The sequence below is a fragment of the Serratia sp. FS14 genome (assembly GCF_000695995.1).
Classification (GTDB): Bacteria; Pseudomonadota; Gammaproteobacteria; order Enterobacterales; family Enterobacteriaceae; genus Serratia; species Serratia nematodiphila.
This window is the reverse complement of record NZ_CP005927.1, coordinates 4,988,276-5,006,060: the sequence shown is the minus strand read 5'-3', so window position 1 is coordinate 5,006,060 and position 17,785 is coordinate 4,988,276. Positions and strand designations below refer to the sequence as shown.

Annotated in this window: 12 protein-coding genes; 1 reads left to right on the top strand and 11 read right to left on the bottom strand. The window is 60.2% G+C overall.

Annotation, left to right across the window (positions count from 1 at the left end):
- Positions 1 to 3 precede the first annotated feature (3 nt).
- The 8 genes from L085_RS22955 to L085_RS22920 all read right to left on the bottom strand — a co-directional run bounded on the left by L085_RS22955 (position 4) and on the right by L085_RS22920 (position 14,440).
- Positions 4 to 1,950 (bottom strand): aminotransferase class I/II-fold pyridoxal phosphate-dependent enzyme, encoded by a 1,947-nt coding sequence (locus tag L085_RS22955; RefSeq protein WP_044031810.1) that lies wholly within the window; start codon positions 1,948 to 1,950, stop codon positions 4 to 6.
- On the bottom strand, positions 1,947 to 2,210 hold the full coding sequence (locus L085_RS22950) for an acyl carrier protein (protein WP_004940224.1): 264 nt from the start codon (positions 2,208 to 2,210) through the stop codon (positions 1,947 to 1,949). The genes L085_RS22955 and L085_RS22950 overlap by 4 nt, the downstream gene beginning before the upstream one ends.
- Before the next feature lie 23 nt (positions 2,211 to 2,233).
- Positions 2,234 to 3,250, bottom strand: a complete 1,017-nt coding sequence (locus L085_RS22945; RefSeq protein WP_004940222.1) for a methyltransferase — start codon at positions 3,248 to 3,250, stop codon at positions 2,234 to 2,236.
- 10 nt (positions 3,251 to 3,260) lie between these two features.
- Positions 3,261 to 5,822 carry an aminotransferase class III-fold pyridoxal phosphate-dependent enzyme gene (locus L085_RS22940; protein ID WP_015376883.1) on the bottom strand — a complete coding sequence of 854 codons (2,562 nt, stop codon included), beginning with the start codon at positions 5,820 to 5,822 and terminating at the stop codon, positions 3,261 to 3,263.
- Positions 5,819 to 8,422, bottom strand: a complete 2,604-nt coding sequence (locus L085_RS22935) for a hypothetical protein (RefSeq protein WP_044031809.1) — start codon at positions 8,420 to 8,422, stop codon at positions 5,819 to 5,821. Before L085_RS22935 ends, L085_RS22940 begins: the two co-directional genes overlap by 4 nt.
- Positions 8,423 to 8,592: 170 nt before the next feature.
- Positions 8,593 to 11,259: a PEP/pyruvate-binding domain-containing protein gene (locus tag L085_RS22930; protein ID WP_044031808.1), complete on the bottom strand. Its 2,667-nt coding sequence runs from the start codon at positions 11,257 to 11,259 to the stop codon at positions 8,593 to 8,595.
- On the bottom strand, positions 11,256 to 13,271 hold the full coding sequence (locus L085_RS22925) for an FAD-dependent oxidoreductase (protein ID WP_226988559.1): 2,016 nt from the start codon (positions 13,269 to 13,271) through the stop codon (positions 11,256 to 11,258). The genes L085_RS22930 and L085_RS22925 overlap by 4 nt, the downstream gene beginning before the upstream one ends.
- A complete protein-coding gene (locus L085_RS22920; protein ID WP_226988558.1) occupies positions 13,268 to 14,440 on the bottom strand; it encodes an acyl-CoA dehydrogenase family protein in 1,173 nt (390 codons plus the stop codon). Before L085_RS22920 ends, L085_RS22925 begins: the two co-directional genes overlap by 4 nt.
- 392 nt (positions 14,441 to 14,832) lie before the next feature.
- Here L085_RS22920 and cueR point away from each other — a divergent pair, with 392 nt between their 5' ends.
- A complete protein-coding gene (gene cueR, locus L085_RS22915) occupies positions 14,833 to 15,234 on the top strand; it encodes a Cu(I)-responsive transcriptional regulator (RefSeq protein WP_015376888.1) in 402 nt (133 codons plus the stop codon).
- On the opposite strand, the gene L085_RS22910 is transcribed toward cueR, so the two are convergent.
- From L085_RS22910 to allS, 3 genes are all read right to left on the bottom strand, one after another.
- Positions 15,231 to 15,692 carry an NfeD family protein gene (locus L085_RS22910; protein WP_015376889.1) on the bottom strand — a complete coding sequence of 154 codons (462 nt, stop codon included), beginning with the start codon at positions 15,690 to 15,692 and terminating at the stop codon, positions 15,231 to 15,233. The two genes, cueR and L085_RS22910, sit on opposite strands and share 4 nt — an antisense overlap.
- Before the next feature lie 2 nt (positions 15,693 to 15,694).
- Positions 15,695 to 16,600, bottom strand: coding sequence for an SPFH domain-containing protein (locus L085_RS22905; RefSeq protein ID WP_004940203.1), 906 nt, complete (start codon positions 16,598 to 16,600; stop codon positions 15,695 to 15,697).
- A 72-nt stretch (positions 16,601 to 16,672) separates the two neighbouring features.
- Positions 16,673 to 17,587 (bottom strand): HTH-type transcriptional activator AllS, encoded by a 915-nt coding sequence (gene allS / locus L085_RS22900; RefSeq protein WP_044031807.1) that lies wholly within the window; start codon positions 17,585 to 17,587, stop codon positions 16,673 to 16,675.
- Positions 17,588 to 17,785: the final 198 nt, after the last annotated feature.

Below are 17,785 nucleotides of genomic sequence, written 5' to 3'. Positions count from 1 at the left end.
ATGTCAGACCTCGGCGGCGCGTGCGCGCTCTTCCCGTCGGACATCGCCGTTGACCGGCACGCCGGTCTCCAGCGCCGCCGCCACCAAAATGGCGTAGGCTTCATCCAGATCTTCACGCGTGTGTTCACTGGTCACGCTGATGCGTAAGCGGGCGTCACCCACGCTGACGCCCGGGAAGACCACGGTCTGGCAGAATAGCCCGCGCGCCCGGACGGCGCGGCCGAACAGCAGCGTTTTGGCGTCGTCGCCCACCACCACCGGAATGATGGCCGAGTCGGAATGCTCAAGGTCAAAACCGGCGTTAAGCAGCAGCGTGCGGAAGTAGTAGATGTTGTCCCACAGCTTGGCCAGTCGCTCGGGTTCACGCAGCATCACGTCGATGGAGGCGATCACGCCGGCGGCGACTGCGGCGGGGATGGTGGCGGCGAAAACATAGGAGTTGGAGTAGAAACGCAGGTATTCGACCACTTCGCCATCGGCGCAAACGAAGCCGCCTAACCCCGACAGCGCCTTGCTCATGGTGCCCAGCTCGAGATCCACCCGGCCTTTCATATTGAAGTGTTCCGCCGTGCCCGAGCCGGTTTTGCCCAAGACGCCGGTCGCGTGCGCGTCGTCGACCAATACGCGTGCGCCGTAGCGTTCGGCCAGCTTCATCAGGCGCGGCAGATCGACAATATCGCCGTGCATACTGAAAACGCCATCGGTGACGATCAGCTTGCCGCCGGGGTGATCGGCGTATTTGGCCAGCGATTTCTCAAGGCTGGTCAAAGAGTGGTCATAAATTTTCCGCTGCGCGCCCGCCAACTTGCAGCCGTCCTGGATGCTCATGTGGTTGATGGCGTCGGTGAACACCAGGTCGTGTCGGCTGGTCAGAGCCGAGATGCATCCCAGGTTGGCCGAGTAGCCGGACGGATAGACGATGCAGTCTTCGCGCCCTTTGAGCTTGGCCAGTTTGCGCTCCAATTCCAGATGCAGCACGTTGCTACCGGCGATGATGCGGCATCCGGTATTGGTGGCGCCGTACAGGCCGGCGGCGTCCTGGATGGCGTGGATCACTTCCGGATGGTTCGACAATCCCAGATAGCTGTTGGAGCCGAACATCAGAAATTCGCGGCTTTTGCCGGTGACCTCGTCGAACATGACCGCGCGGTTTTTGCACGGCGTTTCAAGCGGCATGCCGTACCAGTAAAGCTGACGCTGTTTTTTATCGCGATAAAAAGCGCCAAACTCACGCGTTTTATGGAACAAATCCGGGTGCTCGATGCCGACGAAGTCCCGCATGGTGCGCGGATCGCCGAGCTCATCGCGCGCGTCCGGCGACGCGGGCGCCTTGGTGGGCTGCGGCGCAGCGGATGCGGCGGTGTGCTGGCCAAAGCGGCTGAACCACGCTTCGCCCTGTTCCTGAAGCAGCCGCGCCGCCAGGTTGTGCTCCAGCTCAGCCAACGTGCGGCACTCCGCCAGCGCTGTGTTATCGTCCAGGCTCAGCGTTTTGAGCAGCTCGTTGCGCGCCATCACCACCGCGACGGAGTCGATCCCCAGGTCGCCTTCGATGGCGGCGTCGGGGGGCAGATCACGCACTTCATATCCGCTGTGGGTGGCGAACACCTGGCGCACGAGAGCGCTCAACCAGGCCTGAGGCGTCTCGGGGGCAGGTTGCGCGGCGGCGTTCGGCGTCGGCAGCGTGAAACCGCGCTGCAAAATACCATCGAGCGCATCCTGAATGGTTTTGATCTCCTGGATCTCCAGCGGCGTATTTAATTGAAACTGACGGTTCAGCACCATGGCAATTTCCGCCAGCGCGATGGAGTCGACGCCCAAATCGTTTTCCAGATGGCTGGTCAGGGCCAGTGCCGACAGTTCATACTCGGTCAGCCGGGCGAAGGTGTGCAGCACCGACTGCCGGACGGCTTCATGCGCGTTTGCGGCGCTATCGACGGCGTGAACGCTCATGCGACACCCCCTGCGGCGACTTGCGCTTGCAACCGTTGCACCAGCGCGACCATCGCCTGCACCGAGGCGAAGTTCGCCGGATGTATCTCATGCATGCCGATGGCGACATGAGACTCCTGACGCAGAAAATCCACCAGATCGAAAATGGAGGCGGAATCGACGACGTTCAGTTCAAACAGCGGGGTTTGAGCGTTCAGGCCGTCGTGATCGCCATCCAGATACTGGGTGGCGATATGCTGGATCAATTTGCTTTCTAACATTGCGAGCTCCCGTTGCTAACTGGTTATTTTTCGCCGACGATCAGGGTGCGTGGGCCGGCAATTTTCATGATGCGCGCGTTGCTGAACCCCGCCAGACGGAATCTGTCCAGGTATTCCTGCGCGCTGCTCTCTATGCCACCGTCGGTGGAGACCAGCATGTTCAGCGACAGCAGGGCGGTAAATTCCGGCCCTGACTTGTCTTCGTTCAGCGGCGTTTCGGAAGCGATGAAGCGACCGCCGGCCGGCATCGCCCGATAGATGTTGCGCAGGATGGTCAGTTGGGTTTCCGGGGCGTAGTCGTGCAGCATCCATCCCAGGTGGATCAGGTCATAGCCGCCGATCGGCAGATCGCCGCTGATGACATCGCCCTCCACGACGTCAATGCGTTCGCCATAGCCTTGCAGCGTCAGCTTGTCGCGCAAAAACGCCGAGGCCTGCGGCAGTTCGCAGATCGCCAGTGCGATCCCCGGATAAGCGTCGGCGATCGCCATCGGCAGGCTGCCGATCCCGCTGCCGATATCCAAAAACGCACGGTGTTGCGAGAAGTCGTAATCGCGAACAAAGCCGGCGATAAAGGGCGCGGCGAATTTACCGAGAAACTCCTGGAAGTCCGCTACGTCGTCCGGATTTTGGTACAGGATGTCGAACCAACTGCGGTCATCGCCGAATACCGTGCGGCGTTGGTGGGCATCGTTTCGCACCGCCGTTTTCAGCTCGCCCCACAGCGGATACAGGAAGGTATCGATGTGGCGGCCCAGCCATCCCAGCCACTGCGGTTCGTCGCTCAACAGAAAAGCCCGGTGGGCGGCGGGCAGATGATAAAGGCCGTCTCGTTGGTCGAGATACCCCATGGCCCGCAGCGCGATGAGCAACTGCTCGGTCGAACGCGCCGGGCAGTCAAGCCGCGCGGCGATGTGCGCCGCGTCGGCGTCCCGATCGCGCAGCTGATCGAACAGCTTCAGCGCCAGCGCGGCGGTCAGCGCCTTGGCCTGGAAAAAGCCCATCATCTGATTGACGGCATCTTGCTTGGTTAAAGGCATTGCTGGCTCCCTAGTCTAAAAAGGTGGAGAGTTCCTCGCACACCGTGGCAAAGGCGCCGACGAAACGGTCGATCTCGGCTTTGCTGATGATGAGCGGGGGTTGAATACGGATCACCGTCGAGCTGTTGGCGGTAATGAAGGTCAGGATCTTGTGGTCCTGGCACAGCTTGGTGACGAATTTCATGCAGAACATTTCGCCGAGCGCCTGTTCCATGCGATCCATCGCCGCCCGCAGATGGGCTTGCACCGGATCGGGCAAGAATTTCCAGGTGGTGTGCCAATCGCCCGGCAGCCGGGTGGCGAATTCGCGGGCGGAGGCGTTGACCGCGCCGGTGAACGCCTGGTCGAACTGGATCCCCAGCATCAGGCCGCGGCCGCGCACCTCGCTGACGAACGGATAGCGGGCGGCGATCTCGCTCAGTGCCTGCTTAAAGTAGGCGCCCATCCGTTCGGCATGGCCGACCAAATCCTGCGCCAGGATCTCGCGCAGCGCGCTGAGGGCGACGACCGAGGCGAGGTTGCCGCCGCCGTAGGTGGAGCTGTGCACCAGGAAGCGATCCGCCGTGCCATAGGCTTTTTGCCAAAGATCGGCTCGGCACAGCGTGGCGCCGATGGGGATCAGGCCGCCGGACAGGGATTTCGACAGCATCAGCACGTCCGGTTCGATACCGTCCCATTCGCAGGCGAAAAGTTTGCCGGTGCGCCCAAGCCCGGTTTGCACTTCGTCCACCATCAGCAGCACGCCGGTCTCGCGGCAGAGCTGCTGCACCGCCTGCAGGTAACCGGCGGGCGGGATATGCACGCCGCCTTCGCCCTGGATCGGTTCGATCATCAGCGCGCCGACGTCTTCACGGTTCAGCGCTTCCCGCAGCGCGGCGAGATCGCCGAACGGCACTTCCACCATCGCGTCCAGCAGCGGTGTGAAATAGCGGCGGTGTTTGTCTCGTCCGGTGATGGACAACGCGCCCAGCGTTTTACCGTGGTAACTGTTGCGCAGATAGGCGATGCCCGGCTTGCCCGTCGAGGCCTTGGCGATCTTCATCGCGGCCTCGACGGCTTCGGTGCCGGAGTTGCTGAAGAACACCCGGCCCATGTTGCCCGGCGCCAGACGACAGAGCACTTCGGCCAGCTTGGCGGTCTGTTCGGGAATGGAAATGTATTGAATGAAGTTGGGGCCTTGAGCGTCGAGGTAGTTTTTCAGCGCGTTGACCACTGGCTGCGGGTTGTGGCCCAGGTTTAGGCACCCGTAGCCCGCCACCATGTCCAGGAAAGCCTCGCCCGCATCGTCATACAACTGGGTGCCGGCGGCGCTGCGGAAAACGTTGTCGCAGCGCTGCAACTTGAGGAAGTCCACCATCATGGGGTTGATGTATTGATGATAGCGGTCGAGGGTGTCTTCCCTGGCCGGCGTTTGGGCGATGACCGCGTCGATAAACGCCAGGCGCGATGCGGGCAACGCCGCATCAGCCGATTCCCCGGCATAGATGTCATGGTGGTAGTAGCGCTTGAGATTGGTCACGCTCTGCCGATCGATGCGCTCGCCGTACGAGGCCAGCGGATAGGCGAAGAACCCGTGGCGCTCGGCGATTTCACCGATCTCCAGCACTTTTTCCGGCGCCAGATAGCGGCCCAGCGAAAAGTTTTCCCGCCGGTTTTCCAGCGCCAGCACAATGGTTTCCGCCATGCAGCCGTTCAATTGTTGCTTGATGGTGACGTTGAGCGATTCTCCACCCAACTTGACCGCATCGGTGGCGGTGACGCAGCCGCCGTCGATGATCAGAATGTCATCCCGCGCCGGGCGCGTTTCCGAAGCGATATCGCGCGGCAGCGCCACGTCGATGAAGATCGAGCCGGGTTGCAGTCTGGCGGGGTCGATCACGCCGCCGGCGGAGGTCGCGGCGGCAAACAGTTTGCAGCGCGGGTAGAGATCTTCGGGATCGCTGGTCAGGGTGACGCGCGAGTGATACTCCTCGGGCAAATGGCTGAGCAGTTCGCTGCGATCGTGGTTGCCGGCGCGGTGCAGCAAATGGAGAGAGAAACCGTGCGCCAGCAGCAGACGGCTTAGCGCCAGGCAGATCGATCCCGGATAGCCGACGATGGCGACGGGTTCCTCCTCCGGGCGGATTTCCAGCCAGGACTGGATCTGCATCAAGGCCTTGTAGCCGGCGTAGGTGGTCAGCGAGTTGCCGGAGGTGACCGGCACCGGCGACTTTTCCGCAGTGGCTTCGCCGCGTCGCCCAACGATAGAGGTAAAACCGCCGAGACCGACCAGTTCGGCGCCATCGCCGGCCAGCTCTTCGATGCCTTGGACCACCCTGGCGGCGATACCGCGTGCGTCGGCCAGCATTTCATCCGCCACCAGCGGCATGTATTTGATCACCCCTTCGCAAGTGGCGCCGGTCGCCGAGGTGATCCTGGCGAAGTTCATAAAGGGAACCAGGTTTTGTCGTTCCCACAGTTCACGCGTATAGCCGCTGTGCTGCTCGGTCGAGTTGCGTTGCAGCAGATCGAGCATTTTGACGTAACGTTTCAACCCCAGCGAGGTGGGATGAGCGATGAATCCGAATTTCATGAGGTGGCTTCCTGTGTAGGATCTTGGTCGAAGGCGGTGCTGGTCGATTCGGGCTGTTGGGCCGCCCAGGCTTTGCGCTCCTGCAGGGCGTCGTGGTCGCTCGGATCGCGCTGCCAGCCTTTGGCGGTGGCCAGCGAGATACCGTCGCCTTCATTGTTGTGCCCCAGCACCACGGAGAACAGATTGAGTCGGTGCGGCGTGGTCAGCGCCTGGCGAATGACGTCTTCGTCGAAATGCGTAAGCGTTTTGCTCTGGATATGGAAGTTATTGACCGTTTGTTCGACGTCCGGCTGTTCGACGTTCACCAACCGCATTTGCCGTGAGGTGCGGTTGAACAGAATGCGTTCCTGATAGGTATTGATGACGGACAGCCCGCCGTTGCATAAATAGAAGACGGTGATGCTTTTATTCAGCAACTGTGGATGGGTAAGAATGTTGTCGATAAAAGCCGGCAGGATGTCCGGTACGATCCCTTTAGCGCCGTCGCCGATAAACGCCATCACGTGGCTTGGGCTGGTGTAAGCCAGGTAGCCGGTGGCCAGCAGAGCGTCGCCCATCAGGGCGCGGCCATACCAGCCGGAAAAGCCGCGGCGCGTTTTGGCGACGTTGCGCGCGGCGGAGATGCCGCACCGGCCGACGTCATATACGCCGGTAAAATCGAACCCCTCCGTTTCGATCAGCTCTTCAATCACTCGGTTCAACTGGCAGAAGAAGTAGTTGGCCGACATGGGCAGACTGGGAAGCTGGCTGACCACGTCGGAAGGCGAGTCGAGATAGGCGGCGATCAGCGCGCGGCGTCTTTCCCGCAATGCCGGATCGACGTCGAGATGCGCTTTCACCGTGCGCAGGAACGCCAGACAGTTCATGTGCAGGTGCAGATCGGCATAGGGCGACAGATGGCGCTCATCGTGCGTAAGCTGCACCAGGTGAACCTTGCGCTCCAGCCTGCCGTCGGAGAAGGGGGTGGTGATCTGAGCGACGCGGCTTTTGATCATAAACAGGCTCTGCTCGCTCATGGCGTTGAGCTTGTCGTTGGTGTGCAGGAAGTTGTAGACGCGCGGGCTGTAGCCGTAAATCGCCAGGGTGCCCAGGTAGTGGGGATTGCGCCGACCCTGATAATATTTCGGCGCCGAGCCTGGATGGGCCAACGAGTCCACCAGGGCGATCCCGGCGGCGTCGGCGATGTCATGGATCAGGGCGTATTCGTCGTCGCTGACCGGGCCCAACTGCCACACCAGCCGTTCCGGCCCGCGGTTGATCAGCGCTATCGCCTGGGCCAGGCTTTCGCTCATCGGCAGCGGATCGTCCGCCGACAGAACCGGGATCGGCGAGGGATCGCAGACGGCGCCCTCCAGCGACAGGGTCGACTCCAGCACGTTTTGCGTCGCCAGAATCACCACCGGCCCCTGGCCTTGATGATAAAGGCGGAAGGCTTCCGTCAAACCGGTGCCGATCGTTTCGACGTCATCGATATAAACGAACGGGATGCGGCGGGCGACGAGCACTTCACGCATGTCTTCCGTCGGCGTCAGCGTTCCCTGGAAGCTGTACCATTGATTGCCGCGGTTTTCCGCCGCGACGATGATGCCCTGGGCGGCGGTTTCCTTGAGGTTGGCCAGCGTCCCCTTGAATTCATCCATCATCCCGGAGGTCACTACGCCGAGGAACGGCATGCGATACAGCTGCCAGTTGGCCATGGCGCCGCAGGCGATGGCGTGTTCGTTAGGGCCGCGCAGGATCAGCGCGCCGCGCGCCTCCGCATGCCGATCCAGATAGCCGATCAGATTGGAGATGATCGACCCGGTGTAATAGGACACCAGCCAGCGTTCGGCGGCGGTACGCTCGAAAAATTGAATCAACTGCTCACCCAGCGTGTTGTGCAGCGCCAGCGCGCCGATCGGCTTGACCCGGCGGTTGGTGTAGTTCATCTCGAAGAAGTCCATCCACAGGCACAACAGCTCGGTTTGGAAGATCGCCGGATCTTCGCTGCGCACGATTTCGCGGTATTGCTGCGGCAGGTAGCGGAAGGGCGATCGCAGCTGGCGAATGAACGCAACGGTGGAGAAGGTGGTGTAAAACGCGGGAATGCCGCTGCGCTGCAAGGCGCTGTAAAAGGCGTCCAGATCGCGATCGATCTGTTCGATGCTGTCATCGACGCCGGCCGGCGTGGTCTGATCGTAGAACAGCATGCCCAAATGAAATTCGGGACGCTGTTCCAGCGCATGGGTATAGATGATCTTGCCGGTGGCTTCGGCCAGGCTGGCGCATTGGATGATGCGAACGTTGATAGCCTTGTTTTGGCCTTTGAGAAAGTGCAACGCCTTTTCGCGCGCGGCCAGATAAAGCGAGTCCGCCGCCAGATCCAACAGTTTCAGCGGCATCTCGGACTGTATATGCACGCGGTTGAAAACATAATCGCGGATATCGTTCAGTACGCTGAGCCCGGTTTGGAAAAACACCGGGTTGCGCGTCACCACCACCACGCCGACCGTCAGAGTGTCGGGATCTGCGTCGGTGCGGCAGGCCTGGCGCTCCGCTTGCCACACTTGCTCGTAGGCGGCGGAGTTGGTGAGTCTTGCTTGTCCTGTCAGGGTCGTCATGATGAGTTCCTTGTGCAGCCAAAATGGAGTGACGGCTTCAGCCAGGCGGGCAAATTCGGCACGACAAAGCCCGCGACGGTCTCTGCAGGCGGCGGTTGCCGCGCGCATCACCTTCGTTGAATTGTGCTGTTTTCAGGCGGATGGTTTACCTTCGCCGGATGTGGTGCTGACTAGCCATCGGCACGTTCTCCGCGTTGAATAATGACCGTCCCGCTGTCGCCGTCGAGAATCAAGGTGTCGCCGCTGTTGATCAGCTGGGTGGCGTTCTTGAGATTGACCGCCGCGGGGATGCCGAATTCGCGTGCGACGATGCAGCTGTGGGACAGCGCGGAGCCGATATCGGTGACGATGCCCGCCGCCAGCGCGAAGAGCGGGGTCCAACTGGCGTCGGTAAAGCGCGCCACCAGGATTTCGTTGGGCTGCAGCTCGCCGGCCTGCGCCAGCAGATCGGTGATGACGCGCGCCTTCGCCACCACTTTGCCAGGGCTGGCCGCCAGGCCGGACAGCATGCCGGCGGCGTTTTCCGCCGTGGGGGCTTTCATCCTGGGCTGATACCCCCCGACGATCGCCATCGGCGGCTCTTCCGCATGCAGGTTCAGCAGATGCTGGTGGCGATTGCGCTCGATCAGATCGGCGGCGAACGCCTCCTGCGCCGACTGTTCCCCCGCCATAAACGCGCGGAAGCGCTCGAAGTCCACATAGGGCAGATCGGCCTGTTTGACCAGGCCTTGCGCCTCCAGGCGCCGCAGCACTTCCAACATGATGCGGCGGTAGAACCAGGTTTCGGTGACGAAGGTTGGCCGGGTCGCTTCGCGGCGTTCGGCCATCACGCCATACAGTTTGGTGATGAACTTCAGCTTCATCCGGCCAAACCAGGGCATCGCTTTAAGCAGCGTCGCGCTGTCTTCATGGCGCAGCCGCTCTGTTTCCCGCAGTTTCGTGTGCAGATCCACCGGATGTTGCAGATACATTTTCATCACTTGCAGCAGGTAGCTGGGATCGTCGTTCCAGCGCGGAAGACTCAATTCGAACTCCTGGCGGCCACGGGCGCCGAACTCGAACAGGAAGGCGCTGAAGTCGCTTTGCCAGAAGGCGCGCGATTCGGGATCGGTGGGCAGGACGGTGACCAGTTCCTGTGCGCTGTGTCGCTCGAACACGGCCTTCAACGCCGGTTGACGATTGACCGTCTCCACCAGGCTGAGAATGCCCAGCGTGACTTCGATGGTGCGCAGGTTGTTCATCGACGCCTTGATGCGATTTTGCAATCCGTTGCCGCGGCCTTTGAGGTAACGTTCGCAGGTCAGCGCCAGCGCATCGTAGAGCGCGAACGACTGAAGGAAGAAGGGCATATAGGCGGCGCAGCTGTCGAGGAAGTAATCGTCGATGCGGCTGAGTTCCCGCTCCAGCTCCTGATGCGTCATGGTGGTCAGATCCAGCGCCAGAAAGCGGCGCGTCTCGCGCTGGCGCAGGGCGATCATGGCATCGACGGTCGCGCCGGCGCTGCGCAGGTTATGCCTCTGCTGTTTCAGCCAATGCCAGGCGCTCTTGAGATAGGCCCATCCCTGTACGCCGGGACCATAGGGGTTTTTGTACCCGCTGAAATCGATATCGGCGGTGGCGTAGCGGGTCGTGAACTTCATTTCGTCGCGGGTGGGCGGGCATTGGCGGAGCATGTAGGCCGATCCGGAGATATTCAGATAGACGTAGCCTTGCAAATACCCCATATAAATCTGCCAATCGCCGATATCCGCCAGCCCCATGGTTTTGATCGCCGGGCCATGAATATGCTTTTGGTAGAACTGGCAAAACGACAGCCCCAGCGGCGTCATCAAGCCGGTGACGATCTCGCCGGTGTCCATTCGGGAGAAAAAGGCCCGTTCCTTGATCGCCGGATCGCTTTCCCACGGGTTGGCGTAAAGCATCTGAACCGGTTTGGCCTGCGTGGTGATCGGCCGCGCCTGCAGGAGCCACACGCGATCGTCTTTCACCGCCCATTCGATATCCAGTTCCGCGCCGTAAATCATCCGCGTTTGCCTGGCCAGCCTGGCAAGCTGTTGCAGCTGTTCCGGGGTTAGGCTGGGAGCGTCTCGCCTGGCTTCAGGCGTTTGCAGCAGCGTGACCCGTCCCTGCGGATCGCGTTGGCAATAGTGCGGTTTGTGACGAATTTGCTGCTCGCGGATCTCGCCGCTCGCCTTATCCAAAATGAAGCTGTCGGTGGTGACCTGTCCGGAGACCACGCCTTCCCCCAGCCCCCAGCAGCTGTCGATGACGATGTGGTTGGCATCGCCTGTCAGCGGATCTTGGGTAAACATGACGCCGGCGGCGTCTGCATCCACCATGATTTGCAAGACGACGGCGATATCGCTCTGCGCCGCCGATGTCCGGCTATACTGGGCGGCGCGTTCCGCCCAGAGCGACGCCCAGCAGGATTGCACCTTGCGCACCACCTCGTCATCCCCGCGCACGTGCAGGTAAGTGTCGTATTGCCCGGCGAAAGAGTGGGTCAGGCCGTCTTCTTCCAGCGCCGAAGAGCGCACGGCGAGCGAGGCGCCGTCGCCCAACTGTTTGCAGGCGTGACGGATCGCCAGATCGAGCGGGGCGGGGATGGCGGCGCTCAAAATCATATCGCGCACGTTGCCCGGCGCGCCCGTGTCGAGCAGCGCTCCCGGCACGGCGAATTCGATAAACTGCCGGTAAGCCTGCGCGGTGATGCAAAACGCCGGCGGCACCGGCAAGCCCGCCTGAATCAAATGATTCAACGAATGGGCTTTGCCGCCCAGGCGATGGGGTTCCAGCGTTTTATCGCCGGAAAGTTCAACCACCAGGGTAGGATTCATGACATCACCTCCGCAGGCGTAACGGGTATTGCGAGGCGTTCTCTCACCGCTTTGGCGGCGTTCAGCCCGGCTAACACCGCGCTTTCGATATTACCGATGCCCACGCTGTCCTGATTGGCGAAGTGAATATTCTCAAACGGCATGCTGGCCTGGTGAAACACGCCCTGAGCCTGTTGTCCGGCGACCGAGGTCACCAGACCCGCGGGCCAGAACCAGATTTGAATGTCTTCAATGATGTCGGCGTCAATGCCCATGTTGCCCAGCACTTTGGCGATTTCGACATAGGTCTGTTGCTGCAGCGCCGGGAACTCGTTCTGCGCGGTGCGACCTTGCCGCTCTGGGCGAGTGGTCGGTTTGAGCAGGGTTAATACCCCGGTTTCCGCGCTGAGGTGATTGTCCATCCAATTGGCGATCAGGCAGGTGCCGGCTTTGCTCCAATAGTAAGGTGTGCGGGTGTTTTCCGGCTCGATCAGATAGCCGCCGAACGAGTGTTCGAGGATCGGCTTTTTCAACAGCACGTTCGCCAGGTAGTAATCTTCATGGCGGATCTGACGGATCGCCGCCAATTGCTCTTTGGGCAGGGTGGGTAACCAGGTGGGCACATGCGTTTTGGGGGCTGCCCAGATCACTTGTTTGGCTCTGATTTCGCTGGCCGCGCCATTGACGCTGAACCGGATCACCGTTTCGTCGCCGCCGGGCGTGATGCTTTGAAGCTGTACGCGGCTTTGCAGCCTGACGTTGTTTTGCTCCTCAAGATAGTCGAGCAGCCCGGCGCTGATGCTGCCGTTACCGCCCGGCAGCGTGACCAGATTGCCGCGTAAATACCCCACCAGAAAGTGCAATCCGACATAGGCGGAGACTTCGCGAATATCGAGACATTCCACGCGCAGCGTGGTGCTGACGGCATTCTCTACCAGCTTGCCGAATTTTCTCGGTGGCCGCAGATCCGCCGGGATCTGATCCAGTTTGTGCGGTTCGAACAGATAAGTGTACAGCGGGATAGTGTCGAGCAGCGCCATATTCGCTTTGCTCCAGGCGCTCTGCGGCGTCCAGGGCAGGCTGGGGTACCGCTCGCCGCGCGGCGAGAAGGTATCGAGGAAGGCGTACAGATCGGCAAAGATCGGATCGCCCAGCTGTTTTGCCGCGATAACATAAGGTTTACCGATCAAGGCATGCAGGAATAGTTGTCCCGTCAGGCGCCAGACGGCGGGTTTCAGCAGGTAGACCGGCTGTTTGAGAAAACCAACGACGACTTCACCCAGGCATCGGAGCAGCAAGAAGGTGTCGAAAAACACCAGCGTGTCCTTTTCATTGGACTTGTAGGCGCCGCTCAGACCGATTTTCTTCAGCAGTTGCAACATGAACGAACCCGGCAATGGCTCCTGGAAGCAGACGCCGGCGATGGGAAACTTCAGGCGATTCACCGCGCGGTAGCGCGCGTTGCCGCCAAAGGAAGCGCTTTTTTCCAGCACCAGAACCCGGCGTTCGGTCAGTTCGCTGGCCGCGGCCAAACCGGAGACGCCGCCGCCGATGATCACCACGTCATACTCGCCGTCCAGCGTGGGGGTTACCGAGCCGGCTGACGCCGGCGTGGGCGTGGAAAAGTCGCGCGTGGGGAACGTGCGTGGCTTGGGTTTGCGGTGGTGTTGCTGCCGCAGCATGTACAGCGCCGCCAGCGCGAAAATCGCATCGAGCAATATGACCTGCGGCTGGGCGCGGTGCAGGATCGTGACAAATCCCGCCATCATCAGCAGCTGGCAGTAGATGATCAATGGCGTCCAACGCGGGTTGAACATCAAGACCGCACCGGAGGCAAACAGCGCCACGCCGATCAGCGCGTTAACCGCTGTACCCTGCGCCGCCAGCCAAGCCGTCGCCCCGGCGTACCAGGTGCCCTGGTTCGCCACGGCCGCCTGCTGCAGAATATCGGCGACGTTTTCCAACTGAGGGAAGGCTTTCGCCAGGCCGGCCAACATATAGAGCACGGCAAAAACGCGTTGAACGATCATCATGCGCCTCCCCTCAGACCCAGCTTGCGGGCGACAATTTCTTTTTGTATCTCGTTGGTGCCGGAGAAGATCCGGCTGGGGATCACGTTCAGCAAGTGGCGCACCAGACCGAGTTCTTGATCCATGCCGGCTCCGCCGAAGATTTGAATCGCGTCCAGCGCGGACTGCACGGCATATTCGGAAATCAACAGTTTGCTCATGGCGATGTCGATCTCGGCATCCTGGCCCCGATCGTGTTTCCAACAGGCGCGGTAGAGCATTAGCCGACACTGTTCCAGACGCAGTTTCATCTCGATGATGCGGTTGGAGACGGACTGAAATTGGCCAATCGCTTTGCCGAATTGTCGGCGTTGTTTGGCATAGTCCAGCGCGCTGTCGAACACGCGCTCCATTGCGCCGATAAACAGAGCCGACAGGCAGCCTTTTTCCCAGATCATTGAATCGTGGAAGATGGCGCCGCCGGCGCCCGGCATGCCGAGCCGTTGGGCCTCTGGAATGAAGACGTCGTTGAAGGTCAGTTCGCTCCACGGGCAGTTGGAGAGGCAATCTTTCGGGCTGACGGCGCCTACGTTTAAGCCTGGCATCCCTTTCTCGAGCACAAATGCGGACACGCCCATAAAGCCATGTTCGGGATGGGTTTTCGCATAGACGATGAAGATGTCGGCAATCGGCGCGTTGGTGATGAAAATTTTGTTTCCGTTGAGCCGGTAGCCGCCTTCACAGGGTTGAGCGGTTGATTTCATGGCATAAATATCGGAACCGGCGTCCGGCTCCGTCGCCGCATTCGCCGCGATCAGTTTTCCGGCCGCCAACGCTTCGAGATACTGCGCTTTTAATGCTTCGGAACCGAAGCGGGAAAGCGGGATCACGCAGGCGCACAGATGGGCGCAGAGCGAAAAGGACATGCCGATGTCGCGGCTGCCTTTACCCAGCGCTTCAATCATCAGCGCAGTATCGAGCGCGCTCATGCCCAATCCGCCGAACGCGGTCGTCACGGGGGCTCGGGTAAAACCATAGGCGGCGGCTTGTCGCCACAAATCCAGGCTTAATACCTGCCGTGAAAGCCGATCATGCGCATCCTGATCCAGCACCTCGCGGGCAAAACGCTGAGCGGATTCGCTTAGAGCCTGCTGCTCGCTTGATAAGTTAAAATCCATGACGAACTCCGCCATCGGGTTGAGAGATTAAATTAGCTAATATTTCTAGTTTGGAGGTGGCCAAAACTCAAACAGGCGCAGTAATGGCAAATGTAAATAAATGTTTATTTGTGTGGTCTATTATTACAATTTTGTTAATTTGTGTTTTTATTTTGTTGTTTTAATTGTGTTTTATTTTGTGTTATTTATACACAAAAATTTACATATAATAAAAATCTTAATTTGATCAAATTTTAATAGGTTAGATTGTCTATTGTTTTTTTGATGAATACTTTGCAGGTGAAGTATCTATCTTTTGGCTGTGGCTATCGGTTTCTCATCGCTATCGACGGTAGGGCGTTGAGGCTTGGTGAGTGGCGGAAAGCGTCTTAAGATAGAAGGTGAGCAGGAGCATTCCGGAGGAAAAAATGAATATTAGCGACGTCGCGAAAAAGACCGGGTTAACCAGCAAGACGATTCGTTTTTACGAGGAGAAAGCGCTGATTACCGCCCCGATCCGCAGCGATAACGGTTATCGCCATTATTCCGCCAGGCACGTTGAAGAGCTGACGCTGCTGCGCCAGGCGCGGCAGGTGGGCTTCAACCTGGACGAGTGCCGTGAGCTGGTGGCGTTGTTCAACGATCCGGCCCGCCACAGCGCCGACGTGAAGGCGCGCACGCTGCAGAAGGTGGCGGAGATCGAAAGGCACATCAGCGAACTGGGAGAAATGCGCCAACGCCTGTTGACGCTGGCGGAACAATGTCCGGGCGACGAGGGGGCCGAGTGCCCCATCATCAATAATCTGGCGGGATGCTGTCGTTCGAATTAACGGCTGATGGCGCGGATCACCAGTGTGACCCCTTCCACCGCCACCACTTCCACTTCGGTACCGGCGGGCAGATCTTCCGCCGCCTGCGCGCGCCAGCTGCTGTCGCCGATATTGATGCGGCCCATGCCGTTGTGCATCGGTTCCGTCAGCGTGGCGCGGGTGCCGATCAGCTGACGGTTGCGCTGGTTGAGCACCGGTGAACCGCCGGACGCGGCCGCCGGGCGCCGGCGCAGCCAGTACCACCACAGGTAGGCGACGACGACGGTCAGGACGGCGAAGATCACGCCTTGCCATTCCCAGGTGAGCGTCGGCAGCAGCCAGATCAAGGCGCCGACCAACAGCGCCGCCACGCCGCTCCACAGCAGGTAGCCTCCGGCGCCGAGCATTTCCGCCGCCAGCAACACGCCCCCGAGGGAGAGCCAGAACCACAGCGGATTCGCCGCGATCAGTTCGAGCATGATTATTTGCCTTTGCTTTCTTTCAGCAGTTCGGTAATGCCGCCGATCGAGCCGAGCAGGCTGCTGGCGTCCAGCGGCATCATCACCACTTTGCTGTTGTTGGAGGAACCGATCTTCTGCAGCGCGTCGGTGTATTTCTGCGCCACGAAGTAGTTCACCGCCTGAATGTTGCCGCTGGCGATGGCGTCGGACACCAGCTGGGTGGCGCGCGCCTCGGCCTCGGCGGCGCGCTCACGCGCTTCCGCCTGCAGGAACGCCGACTGGCGTTCGCCCTCGGCCTTCAGGATTTGCGATTGTTTCTCACCCTCGGCGCGCAGAATGGCCGCCTGGCGCACCCCTTCCGCCTCCAGGATGTCGGCGCGCTTGGTTCGCTCGGCCTTCATCTGGGCGTTCATCGAGGCGATCAGTTCCGCCGGTGGGCGCACGTCGCGGATCTCGATACGGGTGATCTTCACCCCCCAAGGGTTGGTCGCTTCATCGACGATGTGCAGCAGGCGGCTGTTGATGCTGTCGCGCTGCGACAGCATTTCGTCCAGCTCCATCGAGCCGAGCACGGTGCGGAAGTTGGTCATGGTCAGGTTGACGATCGCCTGTTCGAGGTTGCTGACCTCGTAAGCGGCGCGCGCCGGATCGACCACCTGGATAAAGCACACCGCATCGATGGCCACGTTGGCGTTATCGCGGGAAATCACTTCCTGCGAAGGGATGTCCAGCACCTGCTCCATCATATTGATTTTACGGCCGATGCGGTCCATGAACGGCACCACCAGGTTCAGGCCCGGCATCAGCGTTTTGGTGTAGCGGCCGAAGCGTTCTACCGTCCATTGGAACCCCTGCGGCACAATTTTGACGCCGGCGAACACCACAATCAGCGCGACGACGATCACGATGGGAATAAAAGTAAGCATGCAAACCTCCTGTCAGACATATGTAAACAGATATTACGCCAGCGCAGGAAAAATGCCTACCGATACCGCGACTTAATCCAGGGCGCTGACCAAACCCGCGATTAACGGATCCCGCGTCTGGAACAGGCTGATCAGGGTGCGCACCGCTTCGCCGCCGCGAGCATCGGACCAGGCCAGCGACAGGGGTGAAGGTTGGCGCGGATATCTGAGCTGCTTGGCCACCAATTCGCCGCTATCAAGATAAGTTTGGCACAGCTGGCGCGGAAGGAAACCGATCCCGAGACCGCGCAGATGGCATTCCAGCTTGGTGCGCAGATCCGGCACCTTGATCTCCTGCTGGCCGGACAGCAACCAGGCGGTACGCTTGGCCAGATGGCGCGCGGTATCTTCGACGTTGATTGCGGCATAAGGGCGCAGCTGCGTTTCGTTCAACGGATCGGCGGCAGCGGCCAGCGGATGCGTCGGCGAAATGGCGAACACCCAATCGATCTTGCCGAGCGGCAGCACCTTGATGCTGTTTTCCAGCGATTCATTGCCCGCCGCGCCGATCGCCAGATGGCAATCCTCATTCAGCAGCGCGTCCCACACGCCCATGTACACCTGGCGGGAAATGTGGAATTGGGTGAACGGGTATTTGTCGTGCAGGTGAGTCAACAGCCCGGCTACGGCGGCGGCGTCGTACAGCAAGTTGTTGATCACGATATTCACCTGATGCTCTACGCCGTCGTTGATTTGCCGCAGTTCGCCCGGCATGGCGTCCAGCCAGGTGTGCCACTGGCGGCAGCGCTCCAGCAAATACTCCCCGGCCGGCGTCAGGTTGACGGTGCGGGTGGTGCGGATAAACAGCTGCGTGCCGATGCTCTCTTCCAGCGTTTTAATGCGGTAGCTGATGGTGGCGGTGGTTTTATGCAGCAACTCTGCCGCGCGCGAGAAGCTTTGGCACTCGGCAACTTTGATAAACGAACGAATGGTTTCGTGATCCAGCATGTGGGGTCCTTGGCTGACACCGCCTTTTCGGTTATCGGTGAGAAGAATCTACTGATGTTGCGACACGATAGGCAGCGGCAAAGCCCAACCCCACGATCCAGGTCACAGAATCACCGGATAGCGATGAGCATACGCAGCCCTATTCTTGTCGATAGTGGAACAGGTGTTTTTTAATTCATTGATTTCAAGCAATTAATA

Coding starts and splice junctions, on each gene's coding strand:
- L085_RS22955 (WP_044031810.1), bottom strand. CDS start 1,950: ATGAGCGTTCACGCCGTCGATAGCGCCGCAAACGCGCATGAAGCCGTC.
- L085_RS22950 (WP_004940224.1), bottom strand. CDS start 2,210: ATGTTAGAAAGCAAATTGATCCAGCATATCGCCACCCAGTATCTGGAT.
- L085_RS22945 (WP_004940222.1), bottom strand. CDS start 3,250: ATGCCTTTAACCAAGCAAGATGCCGTCAATCAGATGATGGGCTTTTTC.
- L085_RS22940 (WP_015376883.1), bottom strand. CDS start 5,822: ATGAAATTCGGATTCATCGCTCATCCCACCTCGCTGGGGTTGAAACGT.
- L085_RS22935 (WP_044031809.1), bottom strand. CDS start 8,422: ATGACGACCCTGACAGGACAAGCAAGACTCACCAACTCCGCCGCCTAC.
- L085_RS22930 (WP_044031808.1), bottom strand. CDS start 11,259: ATGAATCCTACCCTGGTGGTTGAACTTTCCGGCGATAAAACGCTGGAA.
- L085_RS22925 (WP_226988559.1), bottom strand. CDS start 13,271: ATGATGATCGTTCAACGCGTTTTTGCCGTGCTCTATATGTTGGCCGGC.
- L085_RS22920 (WP_226988558.1), bottom strand. CDS start 14,440: ATGGCGGAGTTCGTCATGGATTTTAACTTATCAAGCGAGCAGCAGGCT.
- cueR (WP_015376888.1), top strand. CDS start 14,833: ATGAATATTAGCGACGTCGCGAAAAAGACCGGGTTAACCAGCAAGACG.
- L085_RS22910 (WP_015376889.1), bottom strand. CDS start 15,692: ATGCTCGAACTGATCGCGGCGAATCCGCTGTGGTTCTGGCTCTCCCTC.
- L085_RS22905 (WP_004940203.1), bottom strand. CDS start 16,600: ATGCTTACTTTTATTCCCATCGTGATCGTCGTCGCGCTGATTGTGGTG.
- allS (WP_044031807.1), bottom strand. CDS start 17,587: ATGCTGGATCACGAAACCATTCGTTCGTTTATCAAAGTTGCCGAGTGC.